The organism is Burkholderia sp. Ax-1719 (assembly GCF_011753055.1).
Taxonomy (GTDB): Bacteria; Pseudomonadota; Gammaproteobacteria; order Burkholderiales; family Burkholderiaceae; genus Paraburkholderia.
This window is the reverse complement of the sequence record NZ_VWWJ01000025.1, coordinates 1-20,548: the sequence shown is the minus strand read 5'-3', so window position 1 is coordinate 20,548 and position 20,548 is coordinate 1. Positions and strand designations below refer to the sequence as shown.

At 64.0% G+C, this 20,548-nt stretch carries 21 protein-coding genes; 7 read left to right on the top strand and 14 right to left on the bottom strand.

Annotated elements, in window-relative coordinates; genetic code table 11:
- Positions 1-68 precede the first annotated feature (68 nt).
- Positions 69-1,202: a tyrosine-type recombinase/integrase gene (locus F3J17_RS29860; protein ID WP_167067918.1), complete on the bottom strand. Its 1,134-nt coding sequence runs from the start codon at positions 1,200-1,202 to the stop codon at positions 69-71.
- 163 nt (positions 1,203-1,365) lie between these two features.
- Here F3J17_RS29860 and F3J17_RS29855 point away from each other — a divergent pair, with 163 nt between their 5' ends.
- The gene (locus F3J17_RS29855; protein ID WP_167067915.1) at positions 1,366-2,331 is read left to right on the top strand and encodes a DNA-binding protein; all 966 of its coding nucleotides are present in this window, start codon (positions 1,366-1,368) and stop codon (positions 2,329-2,331) included.
- A 37-nt stretch (positions 2,332-2,368) separates the two neighbouring features.
- Here the strand turns inward: F3J17_RS29855 and F3J17_RS29850 are convergent, their stop codons facing one another.
- Genes F3J17_RS29850 through rimO form a run of 3 tightly spaced genes read right to left on the bottom strand, consistent with a single transcriptional unit; the run spans position 2,369 to position 5,248 of the window.
- Positions 2,369-2,935, bottom strand: a complete 567-nt coding sequence (locus F3J17_RS29850; protein WP_167067912.1) for a hypothetical protein — start codon at positions 2,933-2,935, stop codon at positions 2,369-2,371.
- A gap of 40 nt (positions 2,936-2,975) precedes the next feature.
- Positions 2,976-3,905 carry a sugar kinase gene (locus F3J17_RS29845; protein WP_167067909.1) on the bottom strand — a complete coding sequence of 310 codons (930 nt, stop codon included), beginning with the start codon at positions 3,903-3,905 and terminating at the stop codon, positions 2,976-2,978.
- Between the two features lie 5 nt (positions 3,906-3,910).
- Positions 3,911-5,248, bottom strand: a complete 1,338-nt coding sequence (gene rimO, locus F3J17_RS29840; RefSeq protein WP_205195026.1) for a 30S ribosomal protein S12 methylthiotransferase RimO — start codon at positions 5,246-5,248, stop codon at positions 3,911-3,913.
- A gap of 269 nt (positions 5,249-5,517) precedes the next feature.
- Between rimO and F3J17_RS29835 the strand changes: the two genes are divergently transcribed.
- Both F3J17_RS29835 and F3J17_RS29830 read left to right on the top strand, forming a co-directional pair.
- Positions 5,518-5,844, top strand: coding sequence for a transcriptional regulator (locus tag F3J17_RS29835; protein WP_167067906.1), 327 nt, complete (start codon positions 5,518-5,520; stop codon positions 5,842-5,844).
- Complete coding sequence (locus F3J17_RS29830) at positions 5,837-6,121, top strand: helix-turn-helix domain-containing protein (protein WP_167067904.1); 285 nt, start codon at positions 5,837-5,839, stop codon at positions 6,119-6,121. The genes F3J17_RS29835 and F3J17_RS29830 overlap by 8 nt, the downstream gene beginning before the upstream one ends.
- Positions 6,122-6,237: 116 nt before the next feature.
- Here F3J17_RS29830 and phaR read toward each other — a convergent pair whose 3' ends face one another.
- The 6 genes from phaR to F3J17_RS29800 all read right to left on the bottom strand — a co-directional run bounded on the left by phaR (position 6,238) and on the right by F3J17_RS29800 (position 13,824).
- Positions 6,238-6,858, bottom strand: coding sequence for a polyhydroxyalkanoate synthesis repressor PhaR (gene phaR / locus F3J17_RS29825; protein WP_167067901.1), 621 nt, complete (start codon positions 6,856-6,858; stop codon positions 6,238-6,240).
- Between the two features lie 150 nt (positions 6,859-7,008).
- Positions 7,009-7,749: a 3-ketoacyl-ACP reductase gene (locus F3J17_RS29820; protein WP_167067898.1), complete on the bottom strand. Its 741-nt coding sequence runs from the start codon at positions 7,747-7,749 to the stop codon at positions 7,009-7,011.
- A 181-nt stretch (positions 7,750-7,930) separates the two neighbouring features.
- Entirely contained in the window at positions 7,931-9,112 is a 1,182-nt protein-coding gene (locus F3J17_RS29815) for an acetyl-CoA C-acetyltransferase (RefSeq protein ID WP_167067895.1), read from the bottom strand.
- 104 nt (positions 9,113-9,216) lie between these two features.
- The gene (phaC, locus tag F3J17_RS29810; protein WP_167068147.1) at positions 9,217-11,097 is read right to left on the bottom strand and encodes a class I poly(R)-hydroxyalkanoic acid synthase; all 1,881 of its coding nucleotides are present in this window, start codon (positions 11,095-11,097) and stop codon (positions 9,217-9,219) included.
- A gap of 535 nt (positions 11,098-11,632) precedes the next feature.
- Positions 11,633-12,511, bottom strand: a complete 879-nt coding sequence (pgeF, locus tag F3J17_RS29805) for a peptidoglycan editing factor PgeF (RefSeq protein WP_167067892.1) — start codon at positions 12,509-12,511, stop codon at positions 11,633-11,635.
- Positions 12,508-13,824, bottom strand: coding sequence for an RluA family pseudouridine synthase (locus tag F3J17_RS29800; protein ID WP_167067889.1), 1,317 nt, complete (start codon positions 13,822-13,824; stop codon positions 12,508-12,510). Before F3J17_RS29800 ends, pgeF begins: the two co-directional genes overlap by 4 nt.
- A 42-nt stretch (positions 13,825-13,866) precedes the next feature.
- Here F3J17_RS29800 and F3J17_RS29795 point away from each other — a divergent pair, with 42 nt between their 5' ends.
- Positions 13,867-14,763, top strand: a complete 897-nt coding sequence (locus tag F3J17_RS29795; RefSeq protein WP_156966031.1) for an outer membrane protein assembly factor BamD — start codon at positions 13,867-13,869, stop codon at positions 14,761-14,763.
- A 112-nt stretch (positions 14,764-14,875) separates the two neighbouring features.
- Here F3J17_RS29795 and rlmD read toward each other — a convergent pair whose 3' ends face one another.
- Entirely contained in the window at positions 14,876-16,297 is a 1,422-nt protein-coding gene (rlmD, locus tag F3J17_RS29790) for a 23S rRNA (uracil(1939)-C(5))-methyltransferase RlmD (protein ID WP_167068144.1), read from the bottom strand.
- Positions 16,298-16,587: 290 nt separating this feature from the next.
- Here rlmD and F3J17_RS29785 point away from each other — a divergent pair, with 290 nt between their 5' ends.
- The 3 genes from F3J17_RS29785 to F3J17_RS29775 all read left to right on the top strand — a co-directional run bounded on the left by F3J17_RS29785 (position 16,588) and on the right by F3J17_RS29775 (position 18,247).
- Entirely contained in the window at positions 16,588-16,794 is a 207-nt protein-coding gene (locus F3J17_RS29785; RefSeq protein ID WP_167067886.1) for a hypothetical protein, read from the top strand.
- A gap of 144 nt (positions 16,795-16,938) precedes the next feature.
- Positions 16,939-17,289, top strand: a complete 351-nt coding sequence (locus tag F3J17_RS29780; protein ID WP_167067883.1) for a hypothetical protein — start codon at positions 16,939-16,941, stop codon at positions 17,287-17,289.
- Between the two features lie 76 nt (positions 17,290-17,365).
- On the top strand, positions 17,366-18,247 hold the full coding sequence (locus F3J17_RS29775; protein WP_167068129.1) for an endonuclease/exonuclease/phosphatase family protein: 882 nt from the start codon (positions 17,366-17,368) through the stop codon (positions 18,245-18,247).
- A 19-nt stretch (positions 18,248-18,266) separates the two neighbouring features.
- On the opposite strand, the gene F3J17_RS29770 is transcribed toward F3J17_RS29775, so the two are convergent.
- The 3 genes from F3J17_RS29770 to F3J17_RS29760 all read right to left on the bottom strand — a co-directional run.
- Positions 18,267-19,052 (bottom strand): 3'-5' exonuclease, encoded by a 786-nt coding sequence (locus F3J17_RS29770; RefSeq protein WP_167067880.1) that lies wholly within the window; start codon positions 19,050-19,052, stop codon positions 18,267-18,269.
- A gap of 31 nt (positions 19,053-19,083) precedes the next feature.
- Complete coding sequence (rpoS, locus tag F3J17_RS29765) at positions 19,084-20,175, bottom strand: RNA polymerase sigma factor RpoS (protein ID WP_167067877.1); 1,092 nt, start codon at positions 20,173-20,175, stop codon at positions 19,084-19,086.
- Positions 20,176-20,187: 12 nt separating this feature from the next.
- Positions 20,188-20,548: peptidoglycan DD-metalloendopeptidase family protein (locus tag F3J17_RS29760; RefSeq protein ID WP_240161211.1), on the bottom strand; the 361-nt coding region annotated here is incomplete at its 5' end.

Sequence of the window (20,548 nt, the reverse complement as noted above, 5' to 3'; positions counted from 1 at the left end):
TTCAGCCTGCCCGTGCGCGCCGCATGCCGAAGATTAACACCGGCGCTGCGCCATATCACTCAGGTAGATCACGCCGGCGGCGTGTCGCGCACGGTCTGGGCGTGGCGCGCGTCATCGTCGGCGTGCAGATAGAGGCCGGTGGTTTCGATCGACGCATGGCGCAGATTCTTCTGGATATAGCGCAGGTCCGTGCCCGCGTCGGCCTGATGGGTCGCGGCGGTGTGGCGCAGCCAGTGCGTCGAGGCGCGGCGCAGTGTGGCCGCGCCCGCGGGATCGTGCGCGTCGAGCGTATCGGCGATACGGCGGAATACCGTCTTCACGATCATATAGACGGCAGTGGACGTGAGCGGTCCGGCATCGCCGCCGGCCACGCCCAGCACAGCCGGGCGCGCCTCGCCGGGCGCGGGCGTTTCCGGCAAGCCATGAAATGCGCGATAGCGGGCGAAATCGGCCATCAATTCGTCGCTCACTGGCACGTCGCCTTCCACGCCGCCCTTACCCACCACATGCAGCCACCAGCGGCCGCGGCGGCGCTCGAAGTCGCCCGCGCGGGCCTGCGCGGCTTCGCTGGCGCGCAATGCCGTGCGATACAGGAAGCGCATCAGCCAGCGGCAGCGCTCGTAATGCTGGCGCTCGCGCGGCGTGTCCTGCGGGAATGCATCGACGCCATCGAGAACCTGCTGCCAGAGCGGCTGATCGAGATAGCGCTCGACGCGGCGGCTGCGCGGCGCCTGCGGCGCGCGAGCCCGCCTTAACGCGAGCGGGTTGCCCGCGAGATAGCCCGCCGCCACCAGATAGCTGAACAGCCCTCCGAGAATGCCCATCGCCTGACGGCGGCTGCGCGGCGCAAGCGGGCCTTCGAACAGCCTGCGCTCGCGGCCCTTGCGCGGTCGCGCCGGATCGATCCAATCGCCGTGGGGCGCGGCCAGGAACTGCTCGTAGAGCACGAAATCTTCGCGCGTGAGGCTCGACAGCGGCTTATTGAGCGTGCGCGTCGCCCACAGCATCAGGCGCACCGCTTCTTTGCGGTAGCTGCGCAGCGTATGTGGGGAATCGACGTATTCGGCGAGCCAGAGCCGCACGGCCTCGATATCGTCGCGCGCGGCGGTCTGGGCTACCCCGCTTCGCGCGCGATTGGTGCCGTTTCGGCCGTCGAGCGCGGGCGGCAGAGCGGGTAGCAAGGCAATGGTGTCTTCCGACATCGATTCAGGAGCGATTTTGGGCGTTGAGCGAATCGTATCCTGACTTTACTTGCGATTATAGGTGTTATCGTAAATTTCTGACTTCAATACGTACTTTTATAACGTTATACGATGATATACAGTATGATTTAAGCCTTCTAGCTCCTCCACGCCTCGAAAAACCATGTCTCGTATCAGCGATACCCGTTTGCGAACGCGCGAAACCGCGTCTCGGCTGGTTGCCGCCGGAAAACGGCCGCACGAACTGACCGTCGATCTGATTTACGCGGAAATCCGTCAGGGCAGCCGCACGACGATCAACGACGAACTCAAACAGTGGAAAGACGAGAAAACGCGCAGCGACGCCCTTGCCTCGCAACTGCCACCCGCCGTCGCGGACGCAATGCTCGGCATCTGGACCGTGGCCGTGGAGCATGGGGAAAAAGTCTATGACGCGCGCGTCGTCGAACTGGAACAAGCCACGGCGCACGCCGAATCACGTGCGTCTGAAGCCGTGGAAGCACGTGCGGCGACGGAAGAAACGTTGCGCTTGCGGGAGGTGGAACTGGGCGCGATGAGCGAGCAGATTGCGGTGCTGAAACAGCAACTGGACGCCGCCCATGCGCGCGCCGACGATGCGCGCACACGTGCCGAAACGCTCGAAGCCCAGCGCGACTCAGAGCGCGACATCGCCGATACACGGCTGCGCGAGCTGAGAGCGGAACACGAAAAGACCATCGCGGCGCTGCGAGCGTCGCTGGAAGCACGGGATGCGGCCTTCCAGTCCGAACTGGACAAGGCGACACAGCGCATGGAAGGCGTGCAGAAGCACATGATGCAGCAGATCAGCGAGGCCCGCGAAGAGCGTCGGCGCGCGGATGCGCTCGCGGCCGCGCTGCAACAGCGCAATGAAACGCTGCTGGGCGAACTCGGCGCAGCGCGCGTCACACAGACAAGTCAGGATGACGCGTTGCGCGCGGCACAGCGGGAGAACGAAGTTGTGGCAAAGGAGCGCGCCGAATGGCAGCGCGAGCGCGAATCGCTGGAGAGCAGACTGATTGCGATACGCAATCGCTCGCGCGCGAAATTGAAGCGTGTCGCAGTGGCCGCGCCTAGCCGCGCGCGCGGTCTGCCAGCGCAAAAAGAATGAAGGCTTCAGGCGCATTGCACGCCTGAAGCCTGGACGCTTACTCGCCGGTCACAACGTTACCGACGCCGCCCACGGCGTTGCCGCTCTTCGCAGCAGGCGCAGGCGCCTGAGCAGCGCCGGACATGCCAGTCGCCCCAGCCGCAATCGGCTTCAGCTCGAACGGCACCGGATCCGAATCGTCCACTTCCATACGGTCGCCGGAGATCGAACCGTCGGCTGCGAACGTGCCCACCCAGTTTCCGGTGATACGTGTGCCGTCGTTGGATTCTTCGGCTTCCAGCGTCGCGCCCGAGCGGTCGCCCGCAATCAGGATCACTTCGCCCGTATCGCTGAACTGGTACTCTCCGTGCACGCCGCCCGGATCGTCAGGGTCGGTCTTCGCGCCCAGCCGCATCACGATCTTGCGCTTGCCGAGCGTCCCCGCGTATTGCGGGAGCCTGGCGAATTCGGGATTCGGCTTCAGCGACGAATGCACCACGGGTGCGCCCGCCGCAGCGTCGGTCGAATGATTGCCGTCGACAGCGCAGGCCGCGAGCGGCAGCACCATCGCCACCGTCGCGAGCCAGCCAAAGCGACGCGCGGCTTTCGAGCTTGAAACTTCCATCGGATTCCTCTGATCAGGGTGCTGCGCGGCGATGCGGTGATCAGCCCGCGGCCAGCACACGCTCGACATCGTTGCGATGCGGGATCGGTGCGACGGCACCATAGCCTTGCGTCGATAGTGCCGCTGCCGCGTTGGCATAGCGCGCCGCCGCGAATGGATCGTCACCGGCCACGAGGCGCGCGACAAACGCGCCGCCAAAACAATCGCCCGCGCCAGTCGCATCGACGGCCTGCACGACGCGCCCCGGCACCACCCGGCGCTCGTTTGGCGTCGCCACGTACGCGCCTTCCTTGCCGAGCTTGAGCGCAACCACCCGCGCGCCCAGCGTGAGCAGACGGTCAACGATCGCATCGCGGTCGTCGAGGCCGGTCAGCACGGCCACATCGTCCCAACTGGGCAGACAGATGTCGGTCAGGCGAAGCACTTCGGTCATCACGGCGCGCGCGCGCGCGAGCGGCCAGAGCTTCAGCCGCAGATTGGTATCGAAACTGATTTGCACACCGTTGGCGCGCGCGTGCTCGATTGCCGCGAAGGCCGCATCGCAGGCTGCGTCGCCAATCGCCACACTGACGCCCGACAGATGCAGCACACGTGCGGCAGCCAGCGCGTCGCGCGGCAGATCGCCGGATGCGTAGCGGCTTGCTGCCGAGCCCTTGCGCAGATAGTCGAACGCATGACCTTGCGGGCCGTGCGAGACGAAGTACACGCCGGTCGGCGCGTCGGCGTTCACGCGCACGTGCGCGGTATCGACGCCTTCGCGCGTCCACAGATCGAGCAGCAAGCGCCCGAACTGATCGTCGCCAACCGCCGAAACGAAGCCGGCGCGCGCGCCTTGACGCGCCGCCGCGATCGCAAAGTTGGAGGTATCGCCGCCGAAGCCTTGCAGGTACTCCCGCTTGCCCGGCGCGGCCTGATTGAATTCGACCATGGCCTCGCCGTAAGCGAGGATTTCCGGCACAGCGTCCGTCATGCCGCTCAGACCTCGCCCCAGAGATCGTGGCCGTCGGCGCCGGTGATCTTCACGGAAACGAAATCGCCCACCTTGTAGCGCTTCGACGCCTTGGTCGCCGGCGCGACGTAGACCACGCCGTCGATTTCGGGCGCGTCAGCCGCCGTACGGCCGATGCCGCCATCGGGATTGATCTCGTCGATCAGCACCTTGAGCGTCTTGCCGACCTTGCGCTGCATACGCTTGGCCGAAACTTCTTCGGCCACTTCCATGAAGCGCGCGCGACGCTCTTCACGCACTTCGTCCGGCAGCGCGCCGTCGAGTTCGTTAGCCGTCGCGCCTTCGACCGGCGAGTAGGCGAAGCAGCCCACGCGATCCAGATCGGCTTCGCGGATGAAGTCGAGCAGCGTTTCGAACTGCTCTTCCGTCTCGCCCGGGAAACCGGCGATAAACGTGCTGCGGATCGTCAGATCGGGGCACATTTCGCGCCACGCCTTCACGCGCTCCATGACCTTTTCCGCGTTCGCGGGGCGCTTCATGCGCTTGAGCACTTCGGGGTGAGCATGCTGGAACGGCACGTCCAGATACGGCAGGATGTGGCCCTTGTACGGACCTTCGGCCATCAGCGGAATAACTTCGTCGACGCTCGGGTACGGGTAGACGTAATGCAGGCGCACCCACGCGCCGTACTGCGCGGCCAGTTCGCCCAGCGCCTCGACCAGATCCGTCATGCGCGTCTTGATCGGCTTGCCGTTCCAGAAACCGGTGCGGTATTTGACGTCCACGCCGTAGGCGCTCGTGTCCTGCGAGATCACCAGCAGTTCCTTCACGCCCGACTTGAAGAGGTTTTCCGCTTCGAGCATGACTTCCGCGACCGGACGCGACACCAGGTCGCCACGCATCGACGGGATGATGCAGAACGTGCAGCGGTGGTTACAGCCTTCCGAAATCTTCAGATACGCGTAGTGGCGCGGCGTGAGCTTGATGCCCGCGGGCGGCACGAGATCGACGAACGGATCGTGCGGCTTGGGCAGATGGCTGTGCACCGCCTGCATCACTTCGCCCACGGCGTGCGGGCCGGTCACGGCCAGCACCTTCGGATGCACTTCCTCGATCAGATTCGAGCCGCTTGCGCTGGCCTTCTTGCCGAGACAGCCGGTGACGATCACCTTGCCGTTTTCGGAGAGCGCCTCGCCGATGGCGTCGAGGCTTTCCTGCACCGCTTCGTCGATAAAGCCGCAGGTGTTGACCACGACCAGATCGGCGCCGTCGTACGAACCCGAGATTTCATAACCTTCCGCACGCAGCTGGGTAATGATCTGCTCGGAGTCGACTAGCGCCTTGGGGCAGCCGAGGGAAACCATCCCGACGCGCGGGGCGGGATTGCGGGAGGTCGTTGATTCAACTGGGTTTTTCACGTGTACGTCCGGATGTGGGGCGCAAGGCGTTCGTTGCGCCGCGCAGATTCAAGCCAATCCGCCATTTTACCCATTTGGCGTATGGAAGGGGGTGGCGTGGGTGGATAGCATGAAGAGAAGTCGGGGTCGGAAGCCAAGTCGACATAGATCAACTTTCCGACCACTTTCTCTCTATCGAAATACGGCATTGCCGTATAATCATTCTCGTTGCGCCCATGCTCACAATTATCGAAACGGAAACATTCCAGCGCTACGCCGCAGAAGTCTGGCGTGATTGCGACCGCGAAGCATTCATCACCTGGCTTGCAGACAATCCGCTGGCAGGCGATGTTATTCCCGGCACAGCCGGTCTGCGAAAGGTGCGCTGGCGGCGCTTCGGATTCGGCAAACGCGGCGGCGCGCGCGTGATTTACTACAACGTGCTGGAAGACGGCTGCATCTGGTTGCTGATCGTCTACGCAAAAGCGAAATTCGACAATCTGCCCGCAGCGTTTCTCAATCAGTTGCGCGCGGCCGTGGAAAACGAGGTGGAACGTGGATAAAGAACTGGAACAGTTTCAAGCCGATCTTCTGAAGTCAGTCGGCGAAATGAAGCGCGGGCGCGCGGGCCGCATCACGCGCGTGGAACCCACTCCGGCCGCCCTGGCGCGCGCCAAGGTCGGGCTTTCGCAAAGCGCCTTTGCGGCACTGCTCGGCGTGTCCACGCGAACGCTGCAGGATTGGGAACAGGGGCGTCGCCAGCCAACGGGTGCAGCGCAAACGCTGCTGCGCGTCGCGGAAATGCATCCGCAGGCGCTGCGCGACCTGCAAGCTACTTGACCCCACCAGGCGTCGTCCAGCCTCACACCACAAAAGCAAAAAACAAAAAAGCGGCCATCGGCGCGTGGGCTGCCGCGCCTTTGCCGCTTCTTTTCACTACCTGACCCGCTCGACGCTTACTTCTTCTCTTCTTCGCCGCTCGTGTTTTCGTCCGCACCCTGCGCCGAAGCTGCGGGCGCGGCCGGGGATACCGGCGAAACCGGCTTGAACGGGAAGCTGCTGAACATGTTCTTCGCCTGGTTCTGCATCTGCTCCTGCATCTGCACAAACATGTTCTTCGACTGCTCGATGTAGCTGGTCATCATGCCCTGCATCATCGGCGCCTGCATGTTCATGAACTGCGACCAGACTTCAGGGTTCATCGCATTGCCTTCGTAAAGCCCCTTCGACTGGTCCGCGAGCTTGTTCTGGATGTCGATGAACGCCTGGATGTTCTTTTCCAGGTAGGTGCCCATCATGCCCTGCATCGCATGGCCGTAGAAACGGATGATCTGCGACAGCATCGACGACGAGAACATCGGCAGACCGCCGCCCTCTTCCTCAAGGATGATCTGCAGCAGGATGCTGCGCGTCAGATCCTCGTTGGTCTTCGCGTCGATGACCTTGAACTCTTCCTGATCGAGCACGAGTTGCTTCACATCGGTCAGCGTGATGTAGGTGCTCGTCTCCGTGTCGTACAGCCGACGGTTCGGATATTTCTTGATCAGTCGTTCGGCGGTTTTCTTTGTAGTCGTCATATGTCGCCCTTGTATGCGCCAACGCGCGAAGGCCAATGCCATCGCGCGTCGTCTAGCCCGGAAGCGGCCTGCCCCGGCGTGCAAACAGGTCCGCTACCGCCGTCGATCCCGCTTTCGCCGCGCGCCCTTCAACGCGCGCAGCGGGCGGAATCAGCCCATGTGCAACCCGCCGTTCAGCGAGAAGTCAGCACCGGTTGCGAAGCCCGACTCTTCCGAGGCGAGCCACGCGACGATCGAGGCGATTTCTTCCGGCGCGCCAAGGCGGCGCACGGGAATCGTCGCGACGATCTTTTCGAGTACGTCGGGGCGGATCGACTTCACCATGTCCGTGCCGATATAGCCCGGCGACACCGTGTTGACCGTCACGCCCTTGGTGGCCACTTCCTGCGCGAGCGCCATCGTGAAGCCGTGGATGCCGGCTTTGGCGGTCGAGTAGTTGGTCTGGCCGAACTGGCCTTTCTGGCCGTTCACCGACGAAATATTGATGACGCGACCAAATCCACGCTCGACCATGCCGTCAATCACCTGCTTCGTGACGTTGAAGAGGCTGGTCAGGTTGGTGTCGATCACCGCCGTCCAGTCTTCGTGCGTCATCTTGCGGAACACGCCGTCACGCGTGATGCCGGCGTTGTTGACTAGCACGTCGACTTCGCCTACTTCCGCCTTAACCTTGGCGAACGCCTGGCACGTCGAGTCCCAGTCGCCCACGTTGCCTTCCGAGGCGACGAAGTCGAAGCCCAGCACTTTCTGCTCTTCGAGCCACTTCACACGGCGCGGCGAGTTCGGGCCGCAGCCCGCGACGACCTTGAAGCCCTGCTTTTCGAGGCGCTGGCAGATAGCCGTTCCGATGCCGCCCATACCGCCCGTTACATACGCAATACGCTGTGACATAAACCACACTCCATTATCGTTTTCCGGAGCGCCAATCGACGGCCCCGGCCTCGCCTTTCGCCTGCTGCTCCTGATCTCGCCTGGTGCTCATCTGGCGCTCACCTGGCACATCCGCAGCCTGAGCGCGCATGCTATCAAATAAACGCCAGATCACAACCATGCCGGACGGGTAGGTCCCCGCTTAAATGCGTTCCAGCGCCAGCGCCACGCCCATGCCGCCGCCGATACACAGCGACGCCAGGCCGCGCTTCGCGTCGCGGCGCTGCATTTCGTGCAGCAGCGTCACCAGAATGCGGCAGCCCGATGCGCCGATCGGATGGCCGATCGCAATCGCGCCGCCGTTCACGTTGATCTTCGACGTGTCCCAGCCCATCTGCTTGTTTACGGCCAGCGCCTGCGCCGCGAACGCCTCGTTGATTTCCATCAGGTCGAGGTCGCCCACCGACCAGCCCGCGCGCTCCAGCGCACGCTTCGAAGCCGGCACCGGGCCCATGCCCATGATCTTCGGATCGACGCCGCCGGCGGCGTACGACTTGATGCGCGCGAGCGGCGTGAGGCCCAGCGCCTCGGCCTTCTTCGCCGACATCACCACCACTGCTGCCGCGCCGTCGTTGAGACCCGAAGCGTTAGCCGCCGTCACCGTGCCTTCCTTCGAGAACGCCGGCTTCAGGCCCGCGAGCGATTCGGCCGTGACGCCGTGACGCACGAATTCGTCGGTGGCGAACTTGAGCGGCTCGCCCTTGCGCTGCGGGATTTCGACCGGCACGATTTCCGCGTCGAAACGACCTTCTTTTTGCGCGGCTTCAGCCTTGTTCTGCGAAGCAGCCGCAAACGCGTCCTGCTCTTCACGCGTGATGCCGTATTCCTTCGCGACGTTTTCCGCCGTCACGCCCATGTGGTACTGGTTGTACACGTCCCACAGGCCGTCGACGATCATGCTGTCGATCAGCTTGGCGTCGCCCATACGGAAGCCGTCGCGCGAGCCCGGCAGCACGTGCGGCGCGGCGCTCATGTTTTCCTGACCACCTGCCACCACGATGTCCGAGTCGCCTGCGATGATCGCGTTGGCGGCCAGCATCACGGCCTTCAGGCCCGAGCCGCAGACCTTGTTGATCGTCATCGCCGGCACGGCTGTGGGCAGACCAGCCTTCAGCGACGCCTGACGCGCCACGTTCTGGCCGGAACCTGCCGTGAGCACCTGACCCATGATCACGTCGCTCACCTGATCGGGCTTCACGCCCGCGCGCTCGAGCGCCGCCTTGATCACCAGCGCGCCGAGGTCGGGCGCGGCCACTTTCGCCAGCGAGCCGCCGAATTTACCCACCGCCGTGCGTGCGGCCGAAACGATCACAATGTCAGTCATTTTCCATTCCTCAGGGCTGCGCGAAATCGCGAGAGATGCTTGCCCGTCAATGTTAAAAACCCAAACCCAGTCAAACCGTTGCTGCTGTTTTTATATGAGCCGCGTCACTCGCGCTGCTGGACGTAGCGCCCCGGCGCGGGCTCGATCTCGGGGAATTCCGCCGATCCGGCCTGGGCGCGCGGCTTGACTTTCTTGCCGCCGAACTGATCGAGCCAACCGGCCCACTCCGGCCACCAGCTGCCCGGCTTTTCCTCGGCGGCGTCGAACCAGTCGTCGGCTTCGTCGGGCAGATGCTTTGCCTCGGTATCGAACACCCAGTGACTGCGCTTGTTCTTCGAAGCCGGATTGATCACGCCGGCGATGTGACCTGACGCCCCCAGCACGAACTTGAGCGGCCCGGAAAGCAGCGGCACCGACGCGTACGCCGTGCGCCACGGCACGATATGGTCTTCGCGCGAGCCGTAGATGAACGTCGGCACGTCGATGCGCGAAAGATCCACTTCTTCGCCGCACACGGTCAGCGCGCCCGGTTCGCGCAGCTTGTTTTCCAGATACGTATTGCGCAGATACCACGCGTACATCGGGCCGGGCAGGCTGGTCGAATCGCTGTTCCAGTAGAGCAGGTCGAACGCCGCGGGCGTACGGCCCTTGAGGTAGTTATCGACGACGTAGTTCCAGACCAGGTCGTTCGGGCGCAGGAACGAGAACGTATTGGCGAACTCCATGCCGCGCATCAGGCCCGGCGTACCGCCGTTCTTGCCGCCGATGCTCTGCTCGCGCATCTGCACGTGCGCCTCGTCGACGAACACGTCGAGCACGCCCGTATCGGAAAAGTCGAGCATCGCCGTGAGCAGCGTCATCGACGAAACCGGATGCTCGCCGCGCGCCGCCGCCACGGACAGCGCCGTGGCCAGCAGCGTGCCGCCCACGCAGAAGCCGAGCGTGTTGATCTGCTCGCGTCCGCTGATGCTGCGGGTGGTGTCGATGGCGCGCAGCACGCCGTCTTCGATGTAGTCGTCCCAGGACTTGTCGGCAATCGACGCATCGCCGTTATGCCAGGAGACCAGGAACACCTGCTGGCCCTGCTCCAGCGCGTACGCGACGAGCGAGTTTTCGGGCTGCAGGTCGAGGATGTAGTACTTGTTGATGCACGGCGGCACGACCAGCAGCGGGCGCTCGCGCACAGTGGGCGTGCGCGGCTTGTACTGGATCAGCTGGAACAGCTCGTTCTCGTACACCACCGAGCCTTCCGTGGTCGCCAGATTGCGGCCCACGACAAAGCGCGATTCGTCGGTTTGCGAGATCTTGCCGCGCGACATGTCGCCGAGCAGGTTCATCACGCCCTGGCGCAGGCTTTCGCCGTGGCTTTCGAGCAAGGCGCTCTGCGCGTCGGGATTCAGGGCGAGGAAGTTGCTGGGCGACGCGGCGGCCGTCCACTGCTGCACGGCAAAGCGGATGCGTTCGCGCGTTTTCGCATCGGTGTCGATGGCGTCGACCATCTCGTGCAGATAGCGCGCGTTCAGCAGATACCAGGCCGCCGTGAAGGCGTAGGCCGGCGTGGCTTTCCACGCGTCGGAGCTGAAGCGGCGATCCTTGAGTTCAGGCGATTTGGGTTGCGCGGCCGAGGCTTCGCGCAGCAGTTCCATCGCATCGCGCGAGTAGTCGGCTTGAAGGTGTTGAAGGCGCGTCGGTTCGATAGAGGCCGAAGGCAGTTTGAACGCCTCGAAGGCGCCGCCCAGATTGCCAAGATTGCCGAATTGACCCAGCGCCGATTGCATCGCGGCTGGATTCATCGCTGCACCGAACGCGGCTTGAGCAGCTTGAGCAGCCTGAGCGGGATTCGTTGCACCGTTCATGGCGCCAGCGACGCCGGGCCACAACGTGCCGGGCTGCCCTGGCGCGCCCCACTGCTGCGCGCCCGCTTGCTGCGCGGCGTTCATCGCATTGCGCCAGGCCTGGGTCCAGGCGTCCAGCATTTGCTGCATGCCGGCGGCGTCCGGCGTGAAATTCGGAATGAAAGACTGCGCACCGTCGTTTGAAGCGCCCGTACCGGGGTGAGTCGTGGAACGTTGAGATGCCGTCATGCCTGCTTTTGACCGATGTGTCCCAAAGGACTGGTTGAGAGGCAGGTGGAACGCGCAAGGCGCGCCACTGTCTTGCGCCCGGTGCGTCCTGTCCCGTAGGTGAGGGACATTCTTGCTCCCCACTGCAAAGCGTGTCAATGCTTGTGCCCGATTTTGCCGCACTGCGATATTTTTTTAATTATCGTTTTCCCGATGCGCATGAACGCGCCCCCATGCGCCGGACGTGCGGGGTCGGCAGAGGGCAGAAAAACCGCCATGCAGGCAAGTGCTTGCAGTGCAATGAGACGCGCGCCATTCCGATTCGTGACGCATGAAAGACGGTGCTTTCCGGTCGAGTGTGCGGCGCAGCAAAAATCGGCCGAACGGCCTGTGCGAGGGAGTGTGCCCCGCAGCGAAAAGCCTGCGGGGCACGTGTTAGAAGCGGCTCAAACGTGGCTCAAGCTTCGAGCCAGATAAGCGCCGCCATACGGCCCGTGACGGGCTCGCGTCGGTACGAATAGAAGCGTTCACGGTCTGTGTAGGTGCACATGCCTCCACCGCTGACGCGCGTGATGCCAAGCTCGCCCAAACGCAGGCGCGCGAGTGCGCCCAGATCGGCGAAATACTTGCCGGGCGCTTCGGCGCGCGGCGCGAACGCGGCGGCTGTAGCCTCGCTCGCGCCGGTCTGCGCGCGTTGTGCGCCGTCGACAGCAGCCGCGTGAGTCATGAACGCGTCACGCACGTCTGCCCCTACTTCGAAGGCCGTCGGCCCGATGGCCGGTCCGAGGTACGCGTGCAGGTCGCCGGTGGCGCAGCCCGCGAGCGTCGCCACGCGCTGCGCCGTCTTTTCGATGACACCTGCGGCGAGACCACGCCAGCCCGCATGAGCCGCGCCAACCGCCCGGCCTGCGCCGTCGCACAGCAGCACCGGCATGCAGTCGGCGACCATCACCGTGCAGGCGATGCCGGGCTGGTCGGTCACGCTTGCGTCGGCTTCGAGCGGCGTGCCGGAGCGCGCCGCTTCAAGCGCCTCGGCAGCGTCGACCACGATCGGGCCGTGAATCTGCTTGAGCCATGCCGCGGGCACGCCCGCGTAGCCCAGCAGACGCGCGCGATTGGCTTCGACGTGCTCAAGATCGTCGCCCGACATCCGGCCCAGATTCAGACCGCACGGCAATTCGACGCCCTCGCCCGGCTGCGCGCCGGCCTGCCAGCGGCCGAACGGCCCGACGCTCACGCCGCCGTTGCGCGTCGTCACGATCGCGCGCACGCGCGGCGCGACGTCCCAGGACGGGTGCAGCAGATCGTCGGCAGTCAGTTCCGGGCAGGTCGTCATGCGGGCTTGTCCTCGTCGTCGCCTTCGTGATCGTCGTGGTCGTGATCTTCGTCCTGATCGTCGTCCTCGTCGTCGTCCTCGTCGTCGTCCGCGTAATCCTCTTCGTTACTGCCGATTACATAGCCCTCGTCCGTATAGGCGCTGTCGAACATCTCGTCGAAGGCGTTATCTTCCTCGCGCTCCTCGCCGCCGAAACCGAGCGCTTCGATCAGCGCGTCCATGTCGTCGGGGACTTCGGCGCGCCATTGCATCGCGCGGCCGGTGACCGGATGGATCAGGCCCAGACGATACGCATGCAGCGCCTGACGCGCGAAATCGCCCGGCAACGCCTGCACCGAACGCCTGCCGCGCGCGTGCCCATAAACCGGGTCGCCCAGCAGCGGATGGCGGATATGCGCGCAATGCACGCGAATCTGGTGCGTTCGGCCGGTTTCGAGATCGCAGTGGATCGCGCTGATCGGCTGCTGGTGCCAGATGGTTTTGTCGATGCGGCGGTAGTGCGTGCGCGCCGGTTTGCCCGATGCGCCGCTCACCACGGCCATGCGCACGCGATCGCGCGGATCGCGGCCGATCGGCGCGTCGATGGTGCCTTCGTCGGGCATAGTGCCCCACACCAGCGCGAGATAGCGACGCTTGACCGTACGCGCCTGAAGCTGGCGCACGAGGTCGGTTTGCGCTTCGAGCGTGCGCGCCACCACCATCAGCCCGGACGTTTCCTTGTCGAGCCGGTGCACGATGCCCGCGCGCGGCAGGCCGGCAGCGGCTTCGCCGTAACGGTGCAGCAGACCGTTGAGGATCGTGCCGCTCCAGTTGCCTGCGGCGGGATGCACCACCATCCCGGCTGGCTTGTTGATGACGAGAATGGCTTCGTCTTCGTAGATGACGTCGAGCGGCACCGGCTCGGGCGTGAACGCCAGCTGCTCGGGCAGCAGATCCGGCACGAGTTCGATCACCGCGCCTAGCGGCACCGGCTGACGCACCTTGGCGGGCTTGCCGTCGACGTGCACGCGCTGCGCCTCGATCCAGCCCTGAAGGCGGTTGCGCGAAAACTCCGGAAACACTCTGGCGAGGACCTTGTCGAGACGCTCGCCGGCAAGCTCGTCGGGCACTTCGGCGCGGCGCGCCTCCTGATCTTCGCGGGCGACGCGCGTGCGCGAAGGACCGCCCTGGATAGGAGCGGAAATGCCTTCGACCATATCGTCGTCAAGCGCCTCATCGGCTCCTGCGGCATCGGGCACATCGCCCAGGCTATAATCGCTGATGCTGTTTTGGGCGCCGGGAGCGCCGGCCCCCGGAATAACTGAACGGGTCATTGAGTCTGGGTCACCTGTGGACCTGAAGCTGGACTGGGATAAATGCGAGCCTTGAACACGAACACGAAACTGGCCAAAAATGCAGCGGCCCGAAACGCACTGCGCGCAAAGCACATGCAAACGCTCGGCAAGATGGGCAACGTCTTTCGCATTGCCGCCTGCGGCGCCGCGCTCACCGTAGTGGCTGCCTGCCACGGCCTGCCGGAAAAAACCGACGAAACGGCAACGTGGAACAACAACAAATTATATACGGAGGCCCAGGACGCGCTCTCCGGTGGCGACTGGGGCAAGTGCGCGAAGTACTTCGAACAGCTCGAAGGACGCGATCCGTTTGGTCACTTCGCGCAACAGGCACAGATCAACGTGGCCTACTGCGACTGGAAGGATAACGAGAACGACGCCGCCGATCAGGCGATCAACCGCTTCATCCAGCTGCACCCGGATCACCCGGACATCGCCTACGCGTACTACCTCAAGGGCATGATCCACTTCAACGACGATCTGGGTCTGTTCGGCCGCTTCTCGGGCCAGGACATGAGCGAGCGCGATCCGAAGTCGCTGCGCGAGTCGTATGACGCCTTCAAGGTCGTGGTCGACAAGTCGCCGCAGAGCAAGTACGCGCCTGACGCCGCGCAGCGCATGCGCTACATCGTCAATGCGCTGGCTTCGCACGAAGTGCACGCCGCCGACTACTACTATCGTCGTGGCGCCTACGTGGCGGCCATCAACCGCGCGCAGCTGGCGATCACGGAATACAAGAGCGCACCGGCCATTGAAGACGCGCTGCACATCATGATCCTGTCGTACCAGAAGCTGGATCAGCCGCAACTCGCCGACGACACCCGTCGCGTGTTGGCCGCAACCTTCCCGGACAGCCCGTACATCACGGGTCACGCACGTCCGGGCAAGGAACAGAAGTCCTGGTGGCAGATCTGGTAATCGCCGCCTGAGCACCGCAAAACAAAACGCCACGGTATCCCCGTGGCGTTTTTTTTCGTCCCGCCGCCGCGACAATCTTCGCGGCGGGACTCAGGCGGTCTCAGGTGTGCACTTAATCGCGCTCGAACAGCGCGATCGATTCGACGTGCGAGGTGTGCGGGAACATATTGACCACGCCCGCGCCCTTGAGCCGATAACCGGCTTCGTTCACCAGCACGCCGGCGTCGCGCGCGAGCGTGCCCGGGCTGCACGACACATACACGATGCGTTTGGGCAGCGGGCCGTTGCCGCTCTGCGCGATTTCAGCCAGCGCCTGCGACACGGCCAGCGCGCCTTCGCGCGGCGGATCGATCAGGTACTTGTCGAAATGGCCGAGCGCGCGGATATCGTCCGCCGTCACTTCGAACAGATTGCGGCAGGCGAAAGACGTATGACCGTCCACGCCGTTGGCGCGCGCGTTTTCGAGCGCACGCGTGGTCAGTTGCTCGCTGCCTTCGATCCCGACCACTTCGCGCGACAGACGCGCAAGCGGCAGCGTGAAGTTGCCGATGCCACAGAACAGATCGAGTACGCGATCGCCCGCTTCCGGCGCGAGCAGACGCAGCGCGCGGCCCACGAGCACGCGGTTGATCTGGTGGTTGACCTGGGTGAAGTCGGTCGGCTTGAACGGCATGCGGATGTTGAATTCCGGCAGCGTGTAGTCGAGCGGCTTGTCGAGCGGATAGAACGGGAACACCGTTTCCGGACCCTTGGGCTGCAGCCAGAACTGCACGTTGTGCTCGTCCGCGAACGCGCGCAGCAAGTCTTCGTCGGCGGCGGTCAGCGGTTCGAGAATGCGCAGCACCAGCGCCGTGACGCTCGCGCCCACGGCCAGTTCGATCTGCGGCATGCGATCGCTGATCGACAGCGCGCCCACCAGATGGCGCAGCGGCACCAGCATCGCCGAAACATTGGGCGGCAGCACTTCGCAGCTCGTCATGTCGGCCACATAGCTGCTCTTGCGTTCGTGGAAACCCACCAGCACGCCGCCCTTCTTCGGCACGTTGCGCACGGTCAGGCGCGCGCGATAGCGGTAGCCCCAGGACGGGCCGTGAATCGGCCGGAACATCGTTTCCGAGCGAATCTTCGAAAGGTGCTTGAGGTTGTCTTCCAGCACGCGCTGCTTGACGGCGATCTGGGCGCGCACGTCCAGATGCTGCATCGAGCAGCCGCCGCATTTGCCGAAGAACGCGCATTGCGGCTTCGTGCGGATCGCACTTTCGCGCAGCACATCGACGACTTCGGCTTGCTCGAAAGTCGGCTTCTTGCGATAGCTCAAGTAAGTGACACGCTCGCCAGGCAGCGCACCCTCGACAAAGATCACCTTGCCCGGTTCGCCCGTTTCGGTGACAGTACGGCCTACACCGCGCGCCTCCATGTCGAGGGATTCGATTTCAAGAATCGGGGCATGAGCAACCGACGCCTCGACGGCGGCGCGCTTCTCGGCGCGACGCTCGCGCTTGCTGCGCTTCTTCGAGGGCGTAGGCAACGGCATGGCGGCCTCGGCGTGGACGGTTTCGGTTTGAGGGTCGGGGGCGGCTTGGGACACCAGCGGATTCCTGACAGACAGTGGGGGTGGATTTTTTAGACGAAGGCGAGATTGTAGTCGATTCGGCGAGCGCCTCCTTATGCGCGCTTCAGTCGGACACGGGAGAAGCCGTTACACAGGTTGTCTTCGTACGCGGCGTCCCGCTTTCGGATAAATCCGATCTACTCCGCCGACGTCCGTCAGTACGATGTTTCTCGCGACGTGCCCCGTGAGGCTGTCGCCAAGGACCCGACATCATGGACACGCTTTTTTCCGCTACCGGTTTTGTGATTGCGCTCGGCGCATTGTGCGTCGCTGTCGTCTTTCTGGCGCCCCTGCTCGAAGCGTTGCCACGCGACCGCGCCGCCCGGCGGCAGTCGTATATCGTCGCCGCCGCACTGATCGGCAGCCCGATATTGATGATCGGACTTCTTTACCTCGTCGTGCGCCTGATTTTCGATTGAGCGGCGCAGCGCGGCCAACCCCGGCTTCGCGATGTTTTACAACGTTTCGGAATCCCTGGCAGCCCGCTTTTGGGAACAGTCCGATTGGCATCGTGCCCCCGCGCGCGTACAGGTAAGCCTCTCCCTCCGATTCCGAGAAACAGCATGAACAAAGTGGTTTGCCTGGCGGCGCTCGCCGCCGCACTCGGCCTGAGCGCCTGCGTGTCTTCGTCCATTCCGGCTCCCGAAGTGACCATGTCGAAGGTTACGCGCGGCATGTCGCAAAATGACGTCATCGCCCGCGTCGGGCCGCCCGACCGCGTGCGCGGCGAAAACGGCAACGAGTGCTACCAGTATGCGCTCGGTAAATACGGCGATGTGCCGTTCGCGGTGTACTTCCAGCGTCAGGCCGTCGTGGCCAGCGAGCGTGCGTCATGTAACCTCTCGATAACGCGCGCGACGGCGGGCCCGGCCATCGCCTATCAGGCTTCCGAATACGCGGCCACACGCCGCTGAAGGCCGACGCAAATCCAGCGTCAGCCGTGCGACGTGTGAGGCTCAACGACACGCGAGGCCGATCGCCATGAAACCCCTGAAACTCGTCAGCTGGAACGTTCAATGGGGCCGCGACGCGGCCGGGACGGTCGATCTCGCACGCACCGTGCGCGAAGCGCAGCGCCTGGCCGATTTCGATGTGCTGTGTCTGCAGGAAATCACACGCGGCTTCCATGCACTGCCCGGCGGCCCCGGCGACGATCAGTTTGCGGAACTCGCCGCGCTGCTACCCGGCTTTACGGTGGTCGAAGCCATTGGCGCCGATCTGGCGGCCGATTCTCCTGCACTGAGGCGCGAGAAAGGCGCAAAAACCGCCAGACGACGGCAGTTCGGCAACGCGCTCGCTACGCGCCTGCCGGTGGCGCAGGTCTTTCGCCACCTGCTGCCCTGGCCCGCCGATCCCGCCGCACCGTCGATGCAGCGCGTGGCGCTGGAGGCAGTCCTCGAAGCGCCGGGCGGCGCGCTGCGCGTGCTGGTGACCCATCTGGAATTTTATTCGGAGCGCCAGCGGCTCGCGCAGGTGGATGCGCTACGGCGTTGCCAGCAGGAAGCCGCGGCGCACGCAGCGCAACCCGCACCTGGCGAAAATAGCGAAGGCCCGTTTGCCTGCACAGCGCGACCGGCCAGTGCGATCGTCTGCGGCGATTTCAACAGCGCCTGGGGCAGCACCGTCTATACGCGCATGCTCGAACCGCTGACGGGTAGCCCCGCCTTCATCGATGCGTGGAGCACGCTGCATCCCGGCGCGACACCGCCGCCCACAGCGGGCGTCTATGACACCGCACAATGGTCTGACGGACCGCTGACCTGCGATTTCGTCTTCGTCACTGAGGACCTGCGCAGCCGGCTCAAGCGCTGCGACATCGACGGCGCAACCCAGGCGTCGGATCATCAGCCGATCGTGCTGGAACTCGGCTGAAATCAACGCCTCTTCGACACTATTCGGCGTCGCCGAACGCCTTCAGATATTCGGCCCAGTGCGGCGCCGACTCGCCCGCAAGCGTCTGCTTCACGAAAGTGATTTCGTCGTCGTATTCGCGTTCGGTGAAACCGCCGCGCATCTTCTGGAAGCGGCAATAGAGCAGATACGTGTTGACCACGTCGGTTTCGCAGTAGTTGCGGATTTCCTCGATTTGGCCCTGCTGGAACTGCGTCCAGACCTGGCCGCCGTCCATGCCGAGTTTCCCCGGAAAGCCGCACAGCTTGGCGAGCGCGTCGAGCGGCGCACTGGCGCGCGGCTGATACATCGCCAGCAGATCCATCAGGTCGGTATGACGCGAGTGGTAGCGGCTGATGTAGTTGTTCCACTTGAATTCGCGATCTTCCTCGCCCAGATCCCAGTAGCGCACCGCGCGGATGCCATGCACCAGCGCGCGATAGTGCAGCACCGGCAGATCGAAGCCGCCGCCGTTCCAGGACACGAGCTGCGGCGTATACTTTTCGATGGTGCGATAAAAGGAATCGATCAGCTTTGCTTCGCCATCTTCCGGCGTGCCGAGCGAGCGCACGCGAAAGCCCTGACCGTCGCGGAACACGCAGGAAATCGCGGCGACGCGTTGCAGGTGATGCGGCAGGAAATCGCTGCCGGTCTTCTCGCGGCGCGCGGCGAAGGCGTGTTCGGCCACTTCGGCGTCGCTTAGCGAGGCGGGCAGATCTTCGAGACGGCGAATGCCGTCGACATCGGGAATGGTCTCGATGTCGAATACGAGTACGGGTACTGTCATTCAGATGGGCGCCGTGTTGAACGGCGCAATGTTAGAGAACGGCGTCCTTGCGCACGCCGTTCGAGGCGAAAAAGCGTTTGAGGCGCACCAGCGCTTCCTGCTGGATCTGCCGCACGCGCTCGCGGGTGAGGCCCATTTCGTCGGCCAGTTCTTCGAGCGTGGCGGGTTCGATATGGTTCAGGCCAAAACGCCGTTCGATGACATGGCGATGCTTGTCCGACAGACGGCCAAGCCAGGCGCGCGTGAGCGTTTCCAGCTCGCGGTGCTGCACTTCGGCATCGGGCGACTGGCTCTGATCGTCGGACAGCAGGTCGAGCAGGCTGCTCGCCGGATCGAGATCGAGCGGCGCGTCGAGCGAGGCCGTGTGCTCGTTGAGCGCGAGGATATCGGTGACTTCTTCGGTGGTCTTGCCCGTGAGATAGGCGATGTCGTCGATGCTGGCGTCGCGCCGCTCGGACGCCGCATTGGCGTTCAGCGAATTTTTCTCCAGATGGCGCTTGGCGCGCAGCACCTGATTGAGCTCGCGGATCACGTGCACCGGCAGGCGCACCGTGCGCGCCTGGTTCATGATCGCGCGCTCGATGCTCTGACGGATCCACCAGGTGGCATACGTCGAAAAACGGAAGCCGCGCGTAGGATCGAACTTTTCGATCGCATGCATCAGACCGAGATTGCCTTCCTCGATCAGGTCGAGCAACGGCACGCCGCGATTCAGATAACCCTTGGCGATGGAAACGACCAGGCGCAAATTGCGCTCGATCATCACCTGACGCGCCTCGAATTCGCCCGCCTTGGCCAGACGCGAGTAGCGCTGCTCTTCCTCGACGGTGAGCAGCGGCTTCACACTGATCCGGTTCAGATAATGCTGGATGGTGTCGGCCGTGAGTTCGGCCTGCAGCATGGAGCGGAAGTCGTCCGCGTCGGACGGAGCGGCTTCGGCACCTTCGCGTTCGCCGCTCTCGCCGCTCTCTTCCGAGCCGGCGTCGCGCTCCTCGCGTTCGTCCTGCTCGCGCGCACCGTCGAGATCGTCTTCTTCGACGGGCGCGACGCCCTCCTCCACCGAAACCTGGGCGGCTTGACTGTCAGACTCGGATTGCTGCAGGCGGCGCTTCGATTTCGGCATGGTCGGCTCGCTTTATTGCGGCGGCAAGTACTTCAGTGGGTCGACGGGCTTGCCCTGACGGCGTACTTCGAAATGCAGCATCACGCGGTCTGAGTCGGTATTGCCCATTTCGGCGATTTTCTGGCCCTTGGTAACCGCATCTCCTTCTTTTACCATCAAAGCTCGATTGTGAGCGTACGCAGTCAAAAACGTCGCGTCATGCTTGATGATAATGAGATTGCCGTAACCGCGCAGCCCATTTCCGGCATAAACCACACGACCATCGCCCGCGGCCTTCACGGGGTCGCCCGGCGCACCGCCAATATTGACACCCTTGTTGCGGGTGTCGTCGAAGCCATTGAGCAGCGGACCACGCACCGGCCATGCCAGCGAA

Coding starts and splice junctions, on each gene's coding strand:
- F3J17_RS29860 (WP_167067918.1), bottom strand. CDS start 1,202: ATGTCGGAAGACACCATTGCCTTGCTACCCGCTCTGCCGCCCGCGCTC.
- F3J17_RS29855 (WP_167067915.1), top strand. CDS start 1,366: ATGTCTCGTATCAGCGATACCCGTTTGCGAACGCGCGAAACCGCGTCT.
- F3J17_RS29850 (WP_167067912.1), bottom strand. CDS start 2,935: ATGGAAGTTTCAAGCTCGAAAGCCGCGCGTCGCTTTGGCTGGCTCGCG.
- F3J17_RS29845 (WP_167067909.1), bottom strand. CDS start 3,905: ATGACGGACGCTGTGCCGGAAATCCTCGCTTACGGCGAGGCCATGGTC.
- rimO (WP_205195026.1), bottom strand. CDS start 5,248: ATGGTTTCCCTCGGCTGCCCCAAGGCGCTAGTCGACTCCGAGCAGATC.
- F3J17_RS29835 (WP_167067906.1), top strand. CDS start 5,518: ATGCTCACAATTATCGAAACGGAAACATTCCAGCGCTACGCCGCAGAA.
- phaR (WP_167067901.1), bottom strand. CDS start 6,858: ATGACGACTACAAAGAAAACCGCCGAACGACTGATCAAGAAATATCCG.
- F3J17_RS29820 (WP_167067898.1), bottom strand. CDS start 7,749: ATGTCACAGCGTATTGCGTATGTAACGGGCGGTATGGGCGGCATCGGA.
- F3J17_RS29815 (WP_167067895.1), bottom strand. CDS start 9,112: ATGACTGACATTGTGATCGTTTCGGCCGCACGCACGGCGGTGGGTAAA.
- phaC (WP_167068147.1), bottom strand. CDS start 11,097: ATGCAGCAAATGCTGGACGCCTGGACCCAGGCCTGGCGCAATGCGATG.
- pgeF (WP_167067892.1), bottom strand. CDS start 12,511: ATGACGACCTGCCCGGAACTGACTGCCGACGATCTGCTGCACCCGTCC.
- F3J17_RS29800 (WP_167067889.1), bottom strand. CDS start 13,824: ATGACCCGTTCAGTTATTCCGGGGGCCGGCGCTCCCGGCGCCCAAAAC.
- F3J17_RS29795 (WP_156966031.1), top strand. CDS start 13,867: ATGCGAGCCTTGAACACGAACACGAAACTGGCCAAAAATGCAGCGGCC.
- rlmD (WP_167068144.1), bottom strand. CDS start 16,297: ATGCCGTTGCCTACGCCCTCGAAGAAGCGCAGCAAGCGCGAGCGTCGC.
- F3J17_RS29785 (WP_167067886.1), top strand. CDS start 16,588: ATGGACACGCTTTTTTCCGCTACCGGTTTTGTGATTGCGCTCGGCGCA.
- F3J17_RS29780 (WP_167067883.1), top strand. CDS start 16,939: ATGAACAAAGTGGTTTGCCTGGCGGCGCTCGCCGCCGCACTCGGCCTG.
- F3J17_RS29770 (WP_167067880.1), bottom strand. CDS start 19,052: ATGACAGTACCCGTACTCGTATTCGACATCGAGACCATTCCCGATGTC.
- rpoS (WP_167067877.1), bottom strand. CDS start 20,175: ATGCCGAAATCGAAGCGCCGCCTGCAGCAATCCGAGTCTGACAGTCAA.